The organism is Pseudomonas sp. GM50 (assembly GCF_000282375.1).
Lineage (GTDB): Bacteria > Pseudomonadota > Gammaproteobacteria > Pseudomonadales > Pseudomonadaceae > Aquipseudomonas.
Genome location: NZ_AKJK01000146.1, coordinates 1 through 19,891 on the forward strand (window position 1 = coordinate 1; position 19,891 = coordinate 19,891).

Consider the following 19,891-nt stretch of genomic DNA (forward strand, 5'->3'; position numbering starts at 1 on the left):
GGTCGGCGTTGGTGAAACCGCTCACCGCCTCGCTGAAGGTGATGGTCACCAGCGAGGTTTCGCCCGCTGTCAGTGTTGTATCGGCCAGTACAATCGTGGCGGTCGGGCGCACCGTGTCGATCGCATAGTTGTTGGAATCGGTGGTGCCGCTGCCGGCGTTGCCCGACAGATCCGCGATGCCGGTGTTGTCCAGGGTGATCAGGTTGGTCGTGTCGTTGATGCTGGCGCTCGGCGTGAAGGTCGCGGTCCAGGTGATGCCGCCGTCGCTGCTGCTCACCGCAGTCAGGGTGCCGTTGGCGATGGTCAGGTCGGCATTGGTGAAACCGCTGACCGCTTCACTGAAGGTGATGGTCACCAGCGAGGTTTCGCCGATTCTCAGCGCCGTGTCCGCCACCACGATGGTTGCCGTTGGCCGCACGGTGTCGATCGCATAGTTGTTCGAATCGGTGGTGCCGCTGCCGGCGTTGCCCGCCAAGTCGCTGACCCCGGTGTTGTCCAGGGTGATCAGGTTGGTCGTGTCGGTGATGCTCGCGGTCGGGGTAAACGTCGCCGTCCAGGTGATACCGCCATCGCTGCTGCTCACCGCGCTCAAGTTGCCGTTGGCGATGGTCAGGTCGACGTTGGTGAAACCGCTGACCGCTTCACTGAAGGTGATCGTCACCAGCGAGGTTTCGCCGATTTTCAGCGCATTGTCCGTCACCACGATGGTTGCGGTCGGACGAAGCGTATCGATCGCATAGTTGTTCGAATCGGTAGTGCCGCTGCCGGCGTTGCCCGCCAGATCCGCGATGCCGGTGTTGTTCAGGGTGATTAGGTTGGTCGCGTCGTTAGTGCTCGCGGAAGGTGTGAAGGTCGCGGTCCAGGTGATGCCGCCGTCGCTGCTGCTGACCGCGCTCAAGGTGCCGTTGGCGATGCTCAGGTCGGCGTTGGTGAAACCGCTGACCGCTTCACTGAAGGTGATCGTGACCAGCGAGGTTTCACCAATTCTCAGCGCATTGTCCGTCACCACGACGGTCGCCGTTGGCCGTACGGTATCGATGGCGTAATTGTTCGAATCGGTGGTGCCACTGCCGGTGTTGCCCGCCAGGTCGCTGACCCCGGTGTTGTCCAGGGTGATCAGGTTGGTCGTGTCGGTGATGCTCGCGCTCGGCGTGAAAGTCCCCGTCCAGGTGATACCGCCATCGCCGCTGCTCACCGAGGTCAAGGTGCCGTTGGCAATCGTCAGGTCGGCATTGGTGAGACCGGTGACCGCTTCGTTGAAAGTGATGGTCACCAGCGAGGTTTCGCCGATTCTCAGCGCTGTGTCGGTAAACACGATGCTGGCGGTCGGGCGTACGGTGTCGACCGTGTAGTTATTGGAGTTGGTGGTGCCGACGCCAGCGGTGCCCAGAATGTTGATCACCCCGGTGTTGTCCAGGGTGATGACGTTGGTCGTATCGGAAATACTGGCGGACGGGGTAAAGGTTGCCGTCCAGGTAATGCCGCCATCAGCGCTGCTTACCGCGGTCAAGGTGCCGTTGGCGATGGTCAGATCCGCATTGGTGAGACCAGTTACCGCCTCGGAGAAGGTAATGGTCACCAGGGACGTTTCGCCGATGCGCAGTGAGGTGTCAGCGACCACAATGGTCGCGGTCGGTGGCGGTGAATACGCGGTGTTGAGTACGCCGCCGTCGTTGTAGATGGTCGCGACAGAGGTCGGCGAGGTGCCGGTTGTACCTCCGCCCTGTGCGGTACCGCCTGCACCACTGGCCGCGGCATTACCGGCCAGGGCGGCGAAGTTGGCGGCTGTGATCAGCAGTGTGCCTTTGTTCCAGATCGCACCGACGCCCCGGCCACCAATGCCGCCATTGCTGGCATTGCTGCCTTGGCCACCACCACCGCCGCCACCGCCGCCGGCACCAATGTTGTTGCTGATGGTCGACGTGCCGACGATGGTGATGGTGCCGCTGCTGGCGTTGTAGATCCCGCCCACCGCGTTGCCGCCGGCGCCCCCCACCTTGTCCCAACCGGCCCCGCCGCCGCCACCGCCAATGGAAATCGTGCCATTGGTGGCCGTCGCACCGTTACCGCCGTTGCTGTAATAGGAAACGCCTACGCCGCCAGCCCCGCCAGTGGTGGTACCGCCGCGACCGCCCATGTGGGTGGCGTCATAACCGCCGCCGTAACCACCGACACCGCCGCCGCCCGCCTGGCCGCCCAATGTGCCGGTGCCCGGCCCTGCCGAACCGCCATGCCCGCCGCCCTGGCCGCCCAAACCGCCGCCACCGCCACCCCCACCGCCGTAAAAAGCGCCAGTGACACCGCCGCCGCCGCCGCCGCCGGAAGCGCCGTTGGAGGTCACGGTAACGTTGTTCAGGGTCAGAATCCCTGCGTTGAAAATCCCCCCGGCCATCGCGCCCGTGGCGCCGTAGCCACCGTTGCCGCCATTGCCCGATACCAGGCCACGGGTGATCACCAGGCCATCGAGCGTCACGATGCTGCCAGACGACACTTCAATCACTCGGGTCCTGTATTGACCGTCGAGAATCACGTCAGCCGCACCGTCGTTGTTCAAGTCGCCATCAACGGTGATGTTCTTGTTGATCAACAGTTCAGAGGTCAGCTGCACCGTCATGCTGCCGTTGAAAGTGACAATATCGCCGTTCTGCGCCGAGGCGATCGCCGCGCGCAGCGAACCGACACCCGTGTTGGCGTTGTTAGTGGCGGTCCAAGTAGCCAGACCCCACTGATAGTCGGTCATGGCCGTGGTCGAGAGGACATTGGCGCTTTCAATGTTGCCGGTGGCAATTTCCAGATCCCAGTCGCCACCGAGCCCGGTGCGGTTGCTGGAAGCGGCCACATCGCGGCCGGTCAACTGCGCCAGCGAGTCGACAAAACTCAAGCCGCGCTCACCTTCGGCGGTGTAGCAGCCGTAGATCAGGATGTCGCCGCCAACGTTCATGTCCTTGCCTATTTCCGCCAGCACCGCGCTGCGGGCCGCGACGTTGTCGGCGGACAAGTAGCTGTTGCCCAGCCACAAATCGCCCGCGTTGCCGTGGGCAATGATCTGCACCGAGCTGACGCCCTGATGGCCGTCCAGATAATCGGCAATTTGCTGCAGGCCATCTTTGGTGGCATCCAGTTGAACCACCTGAGTGCCGGGCGCGACGCCCTGAAGCAGGCTATCGACATCCTTGACCCGCGAATCGACGAACACCACGCTCTGCCCCGGCACCGCAACGGGTGCTGACGCTGGCGCGGCGTCGGTCTGGCCGTGGGTGTCCTTGCTGGCGACCGGTTGATCGGCAGTCGGAGCCTTGACCGCATCGGCAGTGGTATGGCCGTCAGCCTGGGCGGTATCGGCAACCGTGGCGGCCACCGCACCGTCGAACAACATGCGCGGCTCCAGGGACATGATCATTGGCGAGGCCAGCGCTCGTGCGCCTTCGGTAACCCGCGACTTGCCTTTGCTCCACCACATGCTGCTCACCCGGACTCGAACTTTCTGAGGCATCAATGAAAACGCCGCGATCAACTGATCGCGGCGTCGGCTTTCATACGAATGACATTGGCGGCGCTGGCTGAGCCATCGAGCCAAAAGGACAACTCGGCGTACTGCTTGAACAAGTCCGGCGGCAGGATCGTGCGCCTGGATTGCAATTGGACCTTGGCCTTCACCTTGTGCAGCCCCGAGAGGCCGAGGGCCTGATCGAACTCCGGTGCGTCGTAGGCCAAATGGTCGAAATCATGTTCGAACCAGGGTTCACCGATAAAGTCGTAGACCAGCCGCATCACCCGCTCCGGTGCCTGGCTCAGCAGGTCGTAATCGATGATCAGCAGCGAGTCGGCGTGTTCGCCGTAATAGGCTTCCTTGAGGGCGGCCCAGGAAAACCCCACCAGCCGATTGCGCTGGGCCAGGGTTTCGCAGCGGCTGTAGACCGTGTTGCGCTCGACTGCATCGCCGAACAGCTTGGTGTTTTCGAAAGGGTTGGCGCGGTACAAGCGCTCGAGGCTGTCCATGACCCAGGCGACATTGCGCACACAGGCAATGATCTTGGCTTGGGGGAACAGATCGCTGATCGCCGGCAGGCGCGAACTCCACAGGCGGTTCGTGTCGAACACCACCGGTTTGTCGGCCTTGTCGGCGTAAAAGGAATCGAACAAGCCACGCAACAGGCGGCGGCGCAGATCGGTGTCGATTACCGCACCGAATTCGCTGCCGGCGCTGCACTGTTCCAGAACACCGGAAAAGAGTGCACCCACGGGGCTGGTCATACCGGCATGAAAACGCGGATTCTGCAAAAGAATCGCAGAAAGCAGGGTCGAGCCTGAGCGCGGCAAGCCGGAGATAAAGTGAAAGTGCTGCATCCATTCACCCGTCATAAGTCCTTTTGTATGACGAGCGTAGACCAGGAATTGCCTAACAGCTAGTGGTGTTTTGATATCAAATCGGAGCTAAATCGACTGGAAAATAGGCCTGATATAACGACCTGAAAGATGAATCGTTTTAGCTCTGAATGACGGGTTACTTCAGCATATACAAGCGTGCCTCGGCGCCTCCCGCCCGGGTTTCGTTGACGCGTTGCCAGCCTGCGGGCAACGGCGCGAACTCGTCCGGCCCCTCAATGGTACCGACCAGCCATACTCGACCAGTGCCTTTGGGCAAGCCGCCGAGGTTATCCAAGTAAATGTCATTGGTCACCAGTGTGCCGAAACCGTAAGCGTTCGGCCGGCCCGACCTGCCATCAGCCAGCGGCGGCGTATACAGCATCGGTTTGGCGTCAGTCCGGTTGTAATAGACATAACTCAGGTACCAGAGCATGTCGCTGGTGACGATCCGGTCGCCGGGCGTGAAGTGTTGGTTCACGTAGTTGACCATGACGCTGATCTGATCGTCGGTGTCCACCGTGGCATTGTTCTTCAGCCCCGCCAGCTCGACGCCGACAAACAGCATCAGCACCACCAGCGCCAAGACCTTGAAGCCTGCGTACATGCGATCGATGGCCAGCGCGACAAACATCGGCAGGCCCAGGGCATAAGCGGTCAGGTAACGCTCGATGAACACCGGCGATATGAACGACACCAAAAACACCAGCAACAACGGAAGAGCGATGTAGATCACCGCCAACGCACTGCCACGGAAAACACTGCGGTCCCGCGCCAGCGCCACACTCGCCAAGGCCAGTAATGCCAGTGGCAGCGCGATAAAAACCAGCGTCGGCAGGTTCTCGCCGTCGTCCTGGATCAGGAACGACCAGATCATCGAAGGTAATGAACCAAGCGTGACGGGCGTCTCCCATCCCACATCACCATTGGCCTTGAGCTGATCCATATGCTGGAGCAGATCGATCAGATTGGGCACCCAGGGCAAATACAACACCACAATGGCCACATTGGCCAGCCACCAGCCGGGACGCTGAATGTGCCGCAATCGATACCCTGGCTGCACGCGGATCAGTCCCAGATACAGCCAGTGGCAAAGCACGCACAGCGCCGTGAAGTAATGGGTGTAGAACGCCGCACTCATCAGCAGGGTGTAAATCACCAGATAGCGTGTGCGTTGCGGCCGTTTTATCCAGCACACCAGGGCGATCGTGGCGCCGATCAGCCACAGCCCCAGCAGCGAATACATCCGCACTTCCTGGCTGTAACGCACCGCCGTGGGCAGCAGCGCCAGCAGGACGCCGGCCAGCAACGCGGCGCGACGGGTCGCGAGCAGGTCCACCAGCCAGACGCCGAGCCCCACCGTGGCAATCCCCGGCAACGCACTCAGGCAGCGGATCGAAAAAATGCCGTCGCCGAACAGGCCGATCCAGCCATGCAGCAACATGAAATACAGAGGTGGATGCACATCATGAGCCGCGTGCTCCCAGATGCCGGCCAGGGAATACTGGCTCAGCAACAGGCTGGACCCTTCGTCGCCCCAGATCGCTGCCGCCGTCAGGTCGTAAAAACGCGCCAGCGCGGCCAATGCCAGGATCGGTAACAGCCAGTGCTCCCGCGCCCATCGCAGCAAGCGACGGACAGCCGCCCACGCCCCCGGCATCGCATGCGGATCCTGGGTATCGCCCAGCGGTGTTTCTCTGCGCGCCTCCATTACCTCCCCTTGCAACGGCCATGTAAAAACCGAAGCCTCCCGAGCACTGTAGGACAGGCGCGAGCCCGACGTCGATGCCAGCCTTGCGACGGACGACGTCCGGCAATCATTCCGATCAGCGTCTACGCTTTGGCGTGGCGTGACCCAGCCACGGAGATGAATGGAGTCGGCTGATCAGCGCGAACTGCCCGGATAACCGGGCCTGCAACGTGACGCATCAGACACTAACCTGAGGGATGAGGAACTATGGAAGTATTCATCGGTACTGTTCAGTCTTTCGCCTTTAACTTCGCGCCCAACGGCTGGGCCCTGTGCAACGGCCAGACGCTGAGCATCTCGCAATACAACACGGTTTTCGCACTGCTGGGAACCTACTACGGAGGCAATGGCACTACCAATTTCATGCTGCCCAACCTGCAAGGTCGCATGCCAGTTGCCATGGGCAACGGCTTGGGCCTGACGCCACGCGTCATCGGCGAATACTCGGGGACCGAGAACGTCACCGCGACCATCACCAACCTGCCCAACCACACCCACGCCTTGTCCGGGCTCACGGCCACCACCACCCTGCAACTGGCCAGCCCGGCGAGCAACCCGGTCACCAACCCGACCGCAACCAATTCGTACATCGGCGCCTCGGGCGGCGGACCCGGCTCGGCGAGTATTTACTCCGATCAGCAAGGTGCCGCCGCCGTGCCGCTCAAGGGCGTAGCCACCACGGTGGCGGGGGAAATCTCGTCCGCCGGCAACGGCTTGCCCATGGAGGTGATGAACCCGTTCCTGGTGCTCAACTTCAGCATCGCCTTGAACGGGCTGTTCCCTTCGCGTAACTGAAGACTTTTCCTCGTGAAAAAAAACTCTTTCAATTAAAAGAGTTAGATAACAAAAAGGTGTCTCATTGACTAAAATGAGACACCTTTTTAGGTCATATCCTTTCTCACTAGCTACCGCAATCAACAGACTCTTACGTCAGTCGATACAAAGATTTGATATATCTATCGTTTTTGGAAGTGGTAAGCTCGCCGCCCAGAAAATCGGAGGATCGAATTTGGCGCTCTTCATATAGAAAACGCCGCTTTCGGGTCTTGGCAAGCGTTCCGTTCATCGCAAAACGGTTGACCTTTTCGGAACCTTGCCTTGCGCAATGAACCTATAGGTCTACGCTCACCGATAAAGTTATCAATAGTGTCTATGCTACGAAGCTTTTTGCTATAGAGCCAAAGGAGAAGGGCAATGAAAATTCAAGATATCCGTACGGTAATGGAGTCAAAAAATCTGACTCAGCATAATCAGGAATATCATGAGACCTCTGATACCTCGGACTCTGTCATTACTTCAGTCGAAGTTTTCATGCAAAAACGCAAACAAAATGATTACAAGAAGGCCTTGGAAAAAATATTAAGCAGGGCGTCTAAAATAGACTGGTAATTTAGTAATGGGGATCAAGGATGTCTACAACCGTCAGAAAGGATTTGGCGTCGCTATTAAAATCCAGAATCACCAAAGCCAAAGACCTAACAACACGCATTAAAAGTCGAAGCACTAATGAAATCGTAATTGCCCTATGCGGAGCGGCTGGTTGCGGCATCGCGGAAGTTTCGCGAGAGATAACCAATCAATTCAAGAGTTATGGTTACGAAGTAAAACATATAAAAATCAGCGATATCATTATTGAATACTTCAACATCAATCAACTTCCCCCCGACCATGCGAGCAAAAACCTTAAGTCCCTAAAAGGGGCCGACCGCTATAATACACTTCAAGATTTGGGAAACCAGATCAGGAAAGACCTAGACTCAACCGCGCTTGCCGTTCAAGCCATTAAGCAGATATCGGTAGAACGCGAATTGCAAATGAGCGAGTCTGAAAGCCCAACACCTCCACGAACCGTCTACATAATAAACCAATTGAAAAATCCAGCCGAAGTAGATTTTTTTCGGCTTGTATATAAAAACATTTTCTATCTAGTTGGCATTCTGAGTGACCAAGAAGCTCGACTTCGCCAATTAGAGAATGACGACCTCAACGTCGTAGATGCTCATAAGCTAATCGAACGTGATAGATATGAAAACATCAACTACGGTCAACGCTTAGAAAAGACCGTTCAACAAGCAGATTTTTTTATTCGCAACAATCTCACAGATGGGACTAATTTAGAGGATCCTTGCGCTAGATTTGTTGGGCTCGTACATGGAAAAAACGGAATTACCCCGACCAAGGACGAGTCTGGTATGTATGCGGCCTTCTCTGCATCTCTAAACTCGGCTTGTCTAAGCAGACAAGTAGGCGCCGCAATTGCGGATAAAACAGGAACTATAATATCTTTAGGGTGGAATGACGTACCTCGCTTCGGAGGAGGCCTCTATTCTGCAGATGACAAGCCTGATCATCGATGCGTTTATAGCGGAAAAAAATGCTCCAATGACCTCTACAAAAACAAACTCGTGGATAGCATCACAGCTTTAATTAGCGAAGAAGTAAAACTATCAAATGCCCAAATTGAGAAAATCTCTAAACTAATCCACGAAGAAACCAGAGCCGGATCAATAATCGAATATTCTCGCGCCATCCATGCAGAAATGGAAGCAATCTTAAACATTGCCAGGTCACAACGGTGTATTACTGAAGGCGCCACTTTGTACACCACCACATTCCCTTGCCATAATTGTGCGAGACATATTATTGCCGCAGGGATCGACAGAGTTATTTACATCCAGCCTTACGATAAAAGCCTAGCAATGAAGCTTCATTCTGACGCAATCACCACTAACAGAAATGACAAACAAAAGACATTTTTTGAGACGTTCGAAGGGGTCGCACCTAGTCGATACTCTTCTTTTTTCACCGCAAACCTACCCCGCAAAGATGCAAACGGCTATGCAACCGATATTATAAACAAGAGCGCAAACCACATATCAGTTGAATACATAGATTCTTATCTGGACGTTGAATTAAAGGTCGTAGCACAAGCAAACAAACAGCTTCCAAGCACGCCATAACAGTCACAACAATCATACTATTAAATAAAAATCAGCTTTAGCTGCCAAACGACATTACAGCCCTGTAAACCCCATCAAATAAATAACCAGATTTGGTGACAAGATGTTAGAACAGATTCAAAGCCAACACTTTCAGGCACTGCTGGGCAAGACGGGGACGCTGCGGCTGCCCGATGGCCGTGAATTGCCGATCCATATCGACACCCTTAGAGAAGCGCCCCGCTCACAAATGCCAAACAGCGAGCGCATGCCGTTTAGTGTCGAGCTCAACAGCCTGCAACCCACCGACTTTGTCGATGGCTTGTGTGCGCTGGAGTTGCCGGAGCTGGGCCGGGTAGAAGATATTTTTGTTTCGCGAGTACCGACCATGGGGCGTGATCCGCAACTGGGGTATTTCTACATCGCGTTCAACTGAGAACTTTGTGGGAGCGGGCTTGTGGCGAGGGGGCTTGCCCCCGTTCGAGTGCGCAGCGATCGCAGATCATGGGGCCGCTGCGCGACCCAACGGGGGCAAGCCCTCTCGCCACAGAAGCCCGCTTCCACAGTTTTTTGTATAGCTCTTAACCCTGTGGGTACCACACCAACCGCTCCGCCGCCGGGTTGCGCTCTTCAACCTGAAACCCCAGCGCCAGGTAATGCTGGCGCGCATGGGGGTTGTTGGCCCAGACCACCGTCGCCACCGGGCAGCGGATTTGTTGCGCGGCTTTTTGCACGCCTTGCAGCACCGTCCGACCGTAACCCTTGCCTCGGGCCTGTGGAATGAAGGCCAGGTACAGCACGCGAATTTCATTGGGGCCGAAATCGGTGGTCAACGCGCCGATGGCCGTGTCGAGTTTCTCGATCACGTAATGCATGGCGTTGGGGAAATTCTCCCCCAGCCCTTGTTCCTGCACCTTGAATTGCTGGGCAACCACCTGCTCAACCACCTCCTGCTCACCGTCGATCCATTGCAGATCCGGCCGCGCCGCTTGGTAAAGGCTGTGCAGAAAAGGCCCATCGCTGGTCCGCGAAGGCCTGACCACCAAGCCGTCCGCTGCCACTGAGTTGCTGTTCGCCATCGCTGTCCTCCCTTAGAAACCGCTTTCCCTGACCCCCAGGGCCGCCATGCGTCGCCAGGCAACGCCCAACAACGACTCGCCACTGCCCTGCAACACCACAATGCCGCGCAACGGCTGCACCGGTGTCGGCGTATTTTCGAGGATGCTCAACCGCGCGCCGTACTGCGCCTGCACCGGCTCGGCGCGCTGATGCTGATCACGGCGCACGGCAATCGGCCCATGGTGATCGGAGGTCAGTGCTTCCTGATCAACATAAGCCACACCGTTGGTATCGATTTCGCTCAATTGCACGGCAATCGCCGGGTGCATCGGGTCATCGGCGATGAACCTCCCACTGGCACCCGGGGCGACACGCCAGAGTTCGGCTTCAGCCAGATAACCGCGCAACCGCGCGCCGTCTTCGACCACCCGTGCCAAAGGATCTTTGGTCGAAAGCCAGCGGCCGACCGTTAACTGCGGCAGCAGATCGCGCACCTTGCCACCATGTGGCGCGCGCAGCAGCAGACGTTCACGCTGAGCGGCCAGGCCCCGATATTCGGCCACGGCTTCGGCCAGGCGCTGTTCGACGATACCGGCATCAGCCGCGGTTTCGCTACGGCCGGCCTGACGACGCATCTGCAACTGCTGGATCTGGATTTCGCGGCGGACGATGGCCTGGCGTGAGTCCAGATCCGGGGATTCCAGCTCGATCAGCACCTCACCTTGAGCGACGACTTGGCCGTCGTGCACATTCACCGTTTTGACCCGCGCCGCCACCGGCGCGTGCAGGGCGCTGGCGCGTCCGGCCTCAAGCATCGTCGGCAACTCCACCGCGCTGCGCCAAGGCAACGCCAGCAGCAACAACAACCCAAGCAACGCCAGACCGCTGAGCAGTACCCGTGGCGCATGCGCCTGTTCGCGACGGCTCCACCATTGCCGCCACTCGCTCAGGATCGGCAGGAAGATGAACCACACCAGTTCCACCAGCATCAGGAAAATCCCCAATACCTTGAAGAACAGGTGATAGACCGCCAGCGCAATCCCGAAAAACAACGCCGCCCGCCACAGCCACGCGCCATACCCCCAGATCAACAAACGCCGCTGCATCTTCGGCGACCACGGCTCCGGCGCCGGGGCTGCATAGCCGAACAAAAACTCGCGCAGCCGCCAGCGGCACAAGGCAAAGGCCCGCCCTTGAAGGTTGTCCACTTCCCAGAAATCACTGAGCAAGAAGTAGCCATCGAAACGCATGAACGGATTGAGGTTGATCACCAGCGTGGTGATCCAGGTCGCGCTGGCGAGCATGAACGCCGCCGTGCGCCCGGGGCCGTCAGGCAGCAGTGACCAAGCGAGCAGCGCGATACACGCCAACACCAGTTCCGCCAACACCCCGCCGGCACCGATCAGCAACCGCGCACGTCGATCATTGACGCGCCAGGCGTCGCTGACGTCTGTGTAAAACATCGGCAGCAGCACCATGAACGCCACGCCCATGCTCTGCACCCGACAACCGGCGCGCTTGGCCATGAAAGCGTGGCCGAACTCGTGGCACAGCTTGGCGAAAAACAGCGCCACAGCGAACGCCAGCGCACCGCCGAGGCTGAACAGGTGTGGAAAGGTCGCGATAAACCGCTGCCAGTCCCGTGACACCAGAAACACCCCGAGCCCCAGCGTCGCGGGCAATCCGTAGCGCAATGCACGCGGACCGAAACGCTCCAGCCACGGCCAGGCGCGATTGAGGAAAGCGTCCGGGCGCCACAGCGGAATCCGGAAAAACAGGTATTGATGCAGCAGGATTTGCCACAGGCTTTGGCGCTGAGCCGCGGCCTTCAGGCTGTAACTGGCGCGCTGCGACGGGTCGAGGGCGCTGATCAGGTCGTGGCCGCGCAAAAACTCCAGCAATTGCTCAAGCGCCGCGCCATCGAGCGGCAGCCCCGGCTCGCGATTGGCGGCACGCAGCACTTGTTCGGGGTCGCCCAACGACCAATGGCGTAGCAAACGCATCGCCGCCGCACCGAGTTTGAAATAACGCCCACGCACCGGGTCGGCCAGGGTCCAGCACGGCGCCCCGTCGAGGGCCGGGGCCGCCGCCGACAATTGCAGGTCTGCCCGCAGGCTCGGCAGGCTCATCTAAAGGCCCACGCTCTGACGCAACCCGGCCAGCGGTCGACGCAACAGATACAACGCCAGCGGCGCACGGTCGCCGAAGACTTTCGCGGTGCCACGCAGGCCGATGCGCGGTGGCGCGGCGTCGAACGTCGCATCCAGTCGATAAGCCAGTTGCCCGCCAGCAGTGGGCTGCGCCTCGTAGGCCGAACGTTCGAGTTTGGCCAAGTGCCGCTGCAGCGGATCGCTGTCGAGAAACAGTGCGACCTGCGCGCCCGGTTCCAGGGCAATCGCATCGCCCACGGCCAATTCGATGCGCAATTCGGCCTGGTTCGGGTCGGCGATTTCCATCAGCCGCTCGCCGGTTTGCACCGGTTTGCCGGTCCAGCGCTCGGCGTCGGCGAACACCGCGATACCGTCCCGCTCGGCGCGAACTTCGCTGCGTTTGAGCAGCTCCCGGGCGTAATCCCGTTCAGCGCGTTTCTGTTCCACTCGTGCCGCCAGCAGATCGATTTTCGAACTGGATTCGGCATCGGCGAAGGAGCGTTGGGAGTTGGCCTTGAGTTCCGCTTCGGCCACGCCCAGGGCGCGCTCGGCCACATCGGCCTGAGCCTTGAGCGTGGTGCTTTCGAAGCGCAGCAGCAGGTCGCCGGTTTTCACCGCCTGATTGGGTTTGACCAGAAACTCGGCGATCACCCCGTCCAGCGGCGCGGCGACCACCCGACCGCCCAACGGGACGACTTCGGCCGGGGCCAGCACCGATTGGCGCACCGGGATCAGCAACCCGAGCAACAACACGGCGACCAGCGCCACCTGACGCTTGCGCGTCCAGCGCAGTCGCCAGGGTTTGCGCGGTTGCTGCGCGAGCCATGCATGGCTGTAGGTGTCGCCCAGTTGCGACAGCAGCACTTGTTCGGAAGGGTTCCACGGCACATCCCGCGCCAGCCACAGACCGCCGAACACCTCGCCCTGATGATCGATCAGCGGCAGCCAGAACACTTGAGCGGCTGACAGACTTTGCCAGTCGGCCAGAATCGATTCGCTAAGGAGATCGGGCGCAATCACCCGCGCCTGTTTCAGCACTTCAAGCTTGAACAACTGCGCGACCGCTTGCTCGACAAACGCCACGAACGGCGCATTCGGCTCCACGGCACTGACACCGGTAACCGCCTGCACCTTGCCGGCGATCAACAGCGCGGCATGGCGGAAACCGAACAGTGCCTGACCGTCATTGACCAGGCTGTAAGCCAGTTGCGAAGGCGTGCGCGCGGCGCGGGTCTGGCGTTCGAGGTCGAGAAACCTGGCGAACACCTGCTCGGCGCCGCCCGTCACCGGGGCGTTCACTTGAGCTCCGCGAAACGTGCCGTTCCGCTCATGCCGGCCAACAGACCACTGGCGTTGGGCAGCGTCGCCACCAGCAGCAAGGTCTGGCTGCCTTCGTCGATCCGCGCACCGAGGCGTTTGACCGTGGCATCCAGCGGCTGACCGGTTTCATCGGGGACAAAACTGAACGTCTGGCCGGGTTTGAGTCTGGCCATCCAGCGTGACGGCACCAACAGGTGAATTTCCAGGGTGCGGTTATCGACCACGTCCAGCAACGGCGTACCGGCGGCAACGCTTTCGTAGCGCTTGACCTTGCGTTCGACGACCTGACCATCAAACGGCGCAACCACGCTGCAGCGTTTGACCTGCACCTGATAGACCTGCGACTGCGCCTGAATCTCGCTGACCTTGGCCTCGGCCCGCGCCACTTCAAAGCGCCCGACCGAATTCAACGCCGCCAGTTGTTTGTTGTGCGCCAGCTCCTCACCAGCACCACGGCTGGCAGCCTGAGCCGCATTGAGCTGAGCCTGATAAGCCGAACAGTCAAACCGCGCCAGGGTGTCGCCCTTTTTGAACGACTCGCCCTCACTGAACGGCAACTCGACAATCCGCCCCGACAACTCGCTGGCCAGCACCGCCTGATCCCGGGCCCGCAGCACACCACGGGCTTCACTGCTGGCTGATGCATTACCGTCGACCGCGCTATTTTCCAGCAGCGGATCGTCTGGCGCAGGCGTTTGTGCCTGTACTACGCACGTTACAAAGGTTAATCCTGCAACCCAAACACGAAAACGCCGCATAACCGTAACTCCCTGACGGATGAGCGGAGTCTAAGACAGCCGGGGTGAGCGTCAAGCGGATGGGCATCATTGGTTGGAAATGTAATGTTTCAAAAAGGACGAAATTTTCAGTGTGGGCGTTTTATTCCCGGGGCAATGGGCGTTGGTATTAAATCCCACACGAAATCAGGAACAACCATTCGATCAAAAACGAAATTGGCAATAGACACTTCGGCGCGTACAAACTCAACGGCACCTCTACCCTTTCGCCGTAACAATCATTAATAGATGAGTCCAGGAATGGCTTGACGATCAACCAGACAAATCTACAAAACTGGCTTGCCGGCGCTGGAGATGTCCATCCGAATGACGCCTTGGTCAGCCAACGGTTGACGTCATCGCTAACTCGATTTAGGATCTCCCCACTGAACCCCGTACGCAGAGATTAAATTCACTGGCAGTTGGGGTGAAGAAACCGGCCTAGGCCGGTTTTTTCGTTTCTGAGGATTGAGTTTGTGCGTACCGCTTTCTTTGTTGATGGCTACAACGTGTTCTATGGATTGCTTGCGGGCACTCCATACAAATGGCTCAATCTCAAAGGCTTGCTGGGTCATGTCGCCAACATCGAGAACCCACAAAGCTCACTCATCTCGGTTGATTACTTCACCTCATCCGTCAAACCAGAACTTGCCACTCGCGGTAGAGTCTCCAAAGAAGCCCAAGACACTTATGTACGTGCTTTAAAAACGACCAATATTGCCGTTCACTATGGTCGTCATAAACTTGAGCCCGCTAAAGCACCTCGCTTCATTGACAGAAAAACGGCGGCCTCTCGCCAAGACAAAATCGACATCTGGAAGCTTGAAGAAAAAGAAACGGATGTCCACATCGCAATCAGCATGTATCGCACCGCAGCAAGACAGGCCCAGCTCCATTCCGATGAGCAAATCGAACAGCTAGTCCTGGTATCCAGTGACACAGACATGACTCCAGCCCTGAGAGCCATTCAAGAAGATTTCCCTGGCATGAGAGTTGGAGTCATTCTTCCTCATCGAGCAGAGTTAAACCGTCCATCGCCTGGCTCCTTAAGGGAGCACTCACACTGGATGCGACGTGTCGTAACCTCAGAAGAACTTCAGTCGCACCAGTTTCCAGTTCGCGTGGCGACTCATAAGGCGCCCGCGATCAAACCGGATTATTGGTAACGGCACCTTCCACCGGATACACCGACTCCCATCCCCCACCCAACGCCTTGTACAACCCAACCATCGCCAACGACACCCCGGTCGAACTCTCGACCCACTGCTGCTGGGTCGCCAGCAATTCGCCTTGCACGGTGAGGACGTTGACGAAATCCACTACTCCTTCGACGTACTGCTGTTGCGCGGTGCGCAGGGCGATCTGGTTCTGGCGCACGGCTTCGGCGAGGCTGTCGCGGCGCAGTTGGCTGGCGTTGTAGGCGGTGAGTTGATCGTCGATTTCATGCCAGGCCCGCTGCACGGTTTGCTGGTAGGCCAGCGCCGCTTCCTGTTGCTGGGCTTCGCGCAGGTGCAACATGCCGCGCAGGCGACCGCCGTCGAACAGCGGCAGGCTGAACTGCGGGCCGATGCCGAACGAACGCGAGCCCCAAGAGCCGAAATCGCTCAGTTGCAGGGCTTGCGAACCGATGTTGCCTGACAGGGTAATTCGCGGATAAAAGTCGCCCTTGGCCACGCCGATGCTGGCGGTCGCGGCATGCAGACGGGCTTCGGCCTGACGTATGTCCGGGCGGCGCTCGGCCAATTGCGACGGCAAGCCGATGGCGACCTGACGCGGGGTTTGCGGCACGGGAGCGTCGGTGGATAACTCGGCGGACAGCGCTTGCGGCGGTTCGCCCATCAACAGGCTCAGGGCGTTGATCAGTTGCGACTGACGCTGCTCCAGCGCCGGCAAACGTGATTCGATGGCCGCCACTTGCGCAGCGGCTTCGGCGACGTCCAGATCCGTCGCCACGCCGTCGGCCAGGCGCAGTTGCGAGAGTTTCAAACTGTGCCGGGCGACGTCGAGATTCTGCTCGGTGACGGCCCGCGTGCTTTGCACACCGCGCAGTTGAATGTAGTCCTGAGCGGTTTCGGCAAGCACCGACAGCAGCGCGCCGCGACGATCGTTTTCCGCCACTTCCAGCGTGGCGTCGGCGGCTTCGGTTTCACGGCGCACACGGCCCCAGAAATCCAGCTCCCAGGAGGCGGAAAACCCTGCATCCCACAGGTTGAACGCCGAGTCGCCGTTGTTGCCCGACGGATCGTTCAGGCCTTCACCGCTGTTGCGTTTACGCCCGTAGCTGCCGGTGGCGGCGGTATTGGGATAGCGGTCGGCGGTGATCACCTGTCGCGCGGCTCGGCTTTGCTGCAAGCGGCTGCTGGCGAGTTTCAGGTCGAGGTTGTCGGTCAGGGCGCGCTGGGTCAGGGCCGAGAGTTTTGGGTCATGAAAAACCTCCCACCAGCGCTCGTCCATTTCGGCGGGAGCTACCTGACTGGCGGCGGCTTTGGCCGGTTTGGACCATTCGACCACTTGTTGCGGCTGAGGTTTTCGGAAGTCCGGGCCGACGGTGCAGGCACTCAAAGAAAACAGACTCAACACAAAAACCACTGAATGAATGCTGACCCTGTGGCGAGGGGGCTTGCCCCCGTTGGGCCGCGTAGCGGACCCAAAATTAGCGAGCGCTGCGCACTCGAACGGGGGCAAGCCCCCTCGCCACAGGGGTGTGCTATTAACAAAGTTCATCGTTGCGCGACCTCATGCTCGCCGGTACTGGCAGTATCAATCCTCGCCTCCACCGACATCCCCACCCGCAACCGCTCGGCCAATGGCTGGCCTGGCTCCAGAACGATTTTCACCGCAATCCGTTGCACAACCTTGGTGAAGTTGCCGGTGGCGTTGTCCGGTTTGACCGAGGCGAAGGTCACGCCGGTGGCCGGTGCGATGCTCTCGACGCGACCGCGCAGGGCTTCGCCGTCGAGGCTGTCGACGTGCACTTGCACGCTCTGCCCGGGCTGTACGTCAGTCAGTTGGGTTTCTTGAAAATTGGCGACCACATAAGCCCGCTCCAACGGCACCACGGCCAGAATTTTGCTGCCCGGTGTGACATAGGCGCCGACCCGCACCGCACGTTCGCCGACCATGCCGTCCTGGGGCGCAACGATGCGCGTATAGGACAGCTCATAGCTGGCCATTTCCAGCGCCGCTTGCGCTCGTTTCAACCCACCTTCGGCCGCATCACGCTGTGCGGTCAGGATCTCCACCTGCTTGCGTTCCGCCGCCAGCACCGCCGTGGCATTGGCCAAGCGAGCGGACGCCTGATCGATGCGCGTGCGTGCTTGCTGAGCATTCTGCACCGTGCCGGCACCTACCCCGGCCAGATGGTTGTAGCGGTTCAGTTCATGCTCGGCGAAGGCCATTTCAGCCTTCGCCGAAACCACCGTGGCCTGGGCCTGAGCGATCACCGATGTCTGACGCTCAAGGGTGGCCCGCGCGTTCTGCAACTGCGCCCTGGCCACCAGGGTTTCAGCGTCGGCGGCCTCAGCGGCAGCGCGCAGATCGCGGTCGTCGATCAACGCCAGTAGCTGCCCGGCCTTGACCAACTGGTTGTCTTCCACCAGCACGTCCTTGATGAACCCCGCCACGCGCGGCGCCACCCGGGTGAAGTCCGCCGAGACGAAAGCATCGTTGGTGCTCTGCTGTGTACGTTTGCCGAACAAGCCCGGCGCCAGCAGGTAAATCAACACGCCGACCGCGATCACTGCGGCAATGCCGACAGCGACTTTTTGCTTTGATTGAGTCGTCATAAAAACCTTCTGTTTCAGTGGAGCATTCAAGTCGGCGCGCGCGGAGGATAGATCCGCGTCGGCAGCCAGAAAATCAGCAGGATCAGCGTCACGGCGACGCCGACCATGCATAGATAAAGATCGGAGGAAGTCAGCACCACGGCCTGCTGATGCAGCCGGTGAGCCAGGCCCGCGCTGTCGACCAGGGGCGAATTGCCGAGGTTGTCCACCAGCATGGTCGAGTGAAAATGCAGCCTTGCGGTGGTCAGTGCCTCAATCACTCCGGTGGCAATCACCGCCGCCAGGCCTTTCACGGTGTTGAACCAGGCCGAGGCGAACGGCCCTTCCATGGGGGTGATGCTGCCGGTGGAGAGCATCAACAGCGGCAGCACGGCCATGGGCTGACCGAAAATCTGCAGCCATTGCAGGACATAGAAGTCATCGCGAATCCATGCCGATGTCAGCTGCGAGCCGCCGAGGCAAGACAACGCCAGCATGCTCAGGCCGATCCCCAGCACCCAGCGGCAATCGACCCAGCGCAGGTTGCACAGCGCCGCCACCAACGGCAGCGCGATCAGCTGTGGCAGCGCCGCCAGCAGCATGATCGGCGCAGTCTGTACCGGGCGATAACCCTGGACCTGAGCCAGGTAACTGGAGGGAATGAGGACCACCGCGAGCAACACCACCAGCACCCCGGCCAAGGTCAGCAGCGCGAACGACAGGTTACGGATACTCAACATCTGCAACTTGAAAAACGGAATCGGTTGCGACCACTCATTGATCAGAAACAGCACCAGCAACAGCAGCCCGCCGCCGAGCAGTCCGCAAATCAGGCTCGACTCGAACCAATCCAGCCGATTGCCTTGCAGAATGCCGATCACCAACATGCAGATCGCCGGAAACCCCAACAGCAAGCCACGCCAGTTGAATGACTTGAAGCGCTCCAGACGCAGCGGATCCTGGGGCAAACCGTAGGCCACCGCCGCCATGGCAAACAGGCACGGCACGACGATTTGCCAGAAGGTCCATTGCCAGCCGACGTACTCGGTCCACAACCCGGCCAGCGGCGTACCGAGACCGGGGCCGAAGGTCGCCGTCAGGGCATAACCGGCCAGACCATAGAGTTTCACGTTGGCCGGCAGGAACCGCAGGGCAACGGTCATCAGCATCGGCGGCAGCGCGCCGCCGGCAAGACCTTGCAAGGTGCGCATGACCAACAGGCTCTGGTAATCCGGGGCGAACGGGCACAACACCCCCAACAGAGTGAACGCACTGATCGCGCACAGGGTGAAGCGCCGCAACGAAAACGTCACCGCACACCAAGGGGCAAACGCCATGGCGGCCAACGAGGTCGCGGTGTAACTGGCGACCAGCCAGGTGCCTTCGTCGTAGCCGATGGCCAACGCGCCACGGATATCGGCCAGGGCGACCTTGGTCACCATCTCGTTCAAGCCCGACACCAGCACCGCCAGTAACACACCCACCAGGCCGATGATGATTCGCGGGCCGAAGACCGGTGGTGCGATGGCGGCCGCTGGTTTGGCCGCAGCGAGAGGCGCCGTGACCGTGAGGGAAGTCATTACTGCAAGCTCCGGGAGGGGAATACCGAAGCATTTTAGGGAGCGTGGAAGCTTACGAAAATTGACTTATTGGCAGCTTATAAGTGTGTTTTATGCAGCAATACAAAACCCTGTGGGAGCGAGCCTGCTCGCGATAGGGCCAACACATTCAACATCAATGTTGACTGATCCACCGCTATCGCGAGCAG

The 19,891-nt window shown here is 59.4% G+C and carries 15 protein-coding genes; 5 read left to right on the plus strand and 10 right to left on the minus strand.

Annotation, left to right across the window (positions count from 1 at the left end; translation table 11 throughout):
• The 3 genes from PMI30_RS00495 to PMI30_RS00485 form a co-directional block, all read right to left on the minus strand.
• On the minus strand, positions 1 to 3,460 hold a 3,460-nt coding region (locus PMI30_RS00495), incomplete at its 3' end, for an Ig-like domain-containing protein (RefSeq protein WP_032836313.1).
• 50 nt (positions 3,461 to 3,510) lie between these two features.
• Positions 3,511 to 4,347 (minus strand): sulfotransferase family protein, encoded by an 837-nt coding sequence (locus PMI30_RS00490; RefSeq protein ID WP_085985228.1) that lies wholly within the window; start codon positions 4,345 to 4,347, stop codon positions 3,511 to 3,513.
• A 157-nt stretch (positions 4,348 to 4,504) separates the two neighbouring features.
• Positions 4,505 to 6,076: a glycosyltransferase family 39 protein gene (locus PMI30_RS00485; protein WP_008015163.1), complete on the minus strand. Its 1,572-nt coding sequence runs from the start codon at positions 6,074 to 6,076 to the stop codon at positions 4,505 to 4,507.
• 246 nt (positions 6,077 to 6,322) lie between these two features.
• Here PMI30_RS00485 and PMI30_RS00480 point away from each other — a divergent pair, with 246 nt between their 5' ends.
• The 4 genes from PMI30_RS00480 to PMI30_RS00465 all read left to right on the plus strand — a co-directional run bounded on the left by PMI30_RS00480 (position 6,323) and on the right by PMI30_RS00465 (position 9,490).
• A complete protein-coding gene (locus tag PMI30_RS00480; protein ID WP_007906382.1) occupies positions 6,323 to 6,910 on the plus strand; it encodes a phage tail protein in 588 nt (195 codons plus the stop codon).
• Positions 6,911 to 7,309: 399 nt separating this feature from the next.
• Positions 7,310 to 7,504, plus strand: coding sequence for a hypothetical protein (locus tag PMI30_RS00475; protein ID WP_008015164.1), 195 nt, complete (start codon positions 7,310 to 7,312; stop codon positions 7,502 to 7,504).
• A gap of 20 nt (positions 7,505 to 7,524) precedes the next feature.
• Positions 7,525 to 9,075, plus strand: coding sequence for an anti-phage dCTP deaminase (locus tag PMI30_RS00470; protein WP_008015165.1), 1,551 nt, complete (start codon positions 7,525 to 7,527; stop codon positions 9,073 to 9,075).
• A gap of 103 nt (positions 9,076 to 9,178) precedes the next feature.
• Positions 9,179 to 9,490, plus strand: a complete 312-nt coding sequence (locus PMI30_RS00465; protein ID WP_008015166.1) for a DUF6916 family protein — start codon at positions 9,179 to 9,181, stop codon at positions 9,488 to 9,490.
• 145 nt (positions 9,491 to 9,635) lie between these two features.
• On the opposite strand, the gene PMI30_RS00460 is transcribed toward PMI30_RS00465, so the two are convergent.
• Genes PMI30_RS00460 through PMI30_RS00445 form a run of 4 tightly spaced genes read right to left on the minus strand, consistent with a single transcriptional unit; the run spans position 9,636 to position 14,341 of the window.
• Positions 9,636 to 10,133 carry a GNAT family N-acetyltransferase gene (locus PMI30_RS00460; protein ID WP_008015167.1) on the minus strand — a complete coding sequence of 166 codons (498 nt, stop codon included), beginning with the start codon at positions 10,131 to 10,133 and terminating at the stop codon, positions 9,636 to 9,638.
• 12 nt (positions 10,134 to 10,145) lie between these two features.
• Complete coding sequence (locus PMI30_RS00455) at positions 10,146 to 12,242, minus strand: biotin/lipoyl-binding protein (RefSeq protein WP_008015169.1); 2,097 nt, start codon at positions 12,240 to 12,242, stop codon at positions 10,146 to 10,148.
• Complete coding sequence (locus PMI30_RS00450; RefSeq protein WP_008015170.1) at positions 12,243 to 13,562, minus strand: efflux RND transporter periplasmic adaptor subunit; 1,320 nt, start codon at positions 13,560 to 13,562, stop codon at positions 12,243 to 12,245. It abuts the gene before it with no gap.
• Positions 13,559 to 14,341 (minus strand): efflux RND transporter periplasmic adaptor subunit, encoded by a 783-nt coding sequence (locus PMI30_RS00445; RefSeq protein WP_008015171.1) that lies wholly within the window; start codon positions 14,339 to 14,341, stop codon positions 13,559 to 13,561. The genes PMI30_RS00450 and PMI30_RS00445 overlap by 4 nt, the downstream gene beginning before the upstream one ends.
• 494 nt (positions 14,342 to 14,835) lie before the next feature.
• Between PMI30_RS00445 and PMI30_RS00440 the strand changes: the two genes are divergently transcribed.
• Positions 14,836 to 15,525, plus strand: a complete 690-nt coding sequence (locus tag PMI30_RS00440) for an NYN domain-containing protein (RefSeq protein ID WP_008015172.1) — start codon at positions 14,836 to 14,838, stop codon at positions 15,523 to 15,525.
• Here PMI30_RS00440 and PMI30_RS00435 read toward each other — a convergent pair.
• The 3 genes from PMI30_RS00435 to PMI30_RS00425 are packed head-to-tail and all read right to left on the minus strand — an operon-like array spanning position 15,506 to position 19,703.
• Positions 15,506 to 17,083 (minus strand): efflux transporter outer membrane subunit, encoded by a 1,578-nt coding sequence (locus tag PMI30_RS00435; RefSeq protein WP_008015173.1) that lies wholly within the window; start codon positions 17,081 to 17,083, stop codon positions 15,506 to 15,508. The two genes, PMI30_RS00440 and PMI30_RS00435, sit on opposite strands and share 20 nt — an antisense overlap.
• Positions 17,080 to 18,144 carry an HlyD family secretion protein gene (locus tag PMI30_RS00430; protein WP_008015174.1) on the minus strand — a complete coding sequence of 355 codons (1,065 nt, stop codon included), beginning with the start codon at positions 18,142 to 18,144 and terminating at the stop codon, positions 17,080 to 17,082. The genes PMI30_RS00435 and PMI30_RS00430 overlap by 4 nt, the downstream gene beginning before the upstream one ends.
• Positions 18,145 to 18,170: 26 nt before the next feature.
• The gene (locus PMI30_RS00425; protein WP_008015175.1) at positions 18,171 to 19,703 is read right to left on the minus strand and encodes an MFS transporter; all 1,533 of its coding nucleotides are present in this window, start codon (positions 19,701 to 19,703) and stop codon (positions 18,171 to 18,173) included.
• Positions 19,704 to 19,891 lie beyond the last annotated feature (188 nt).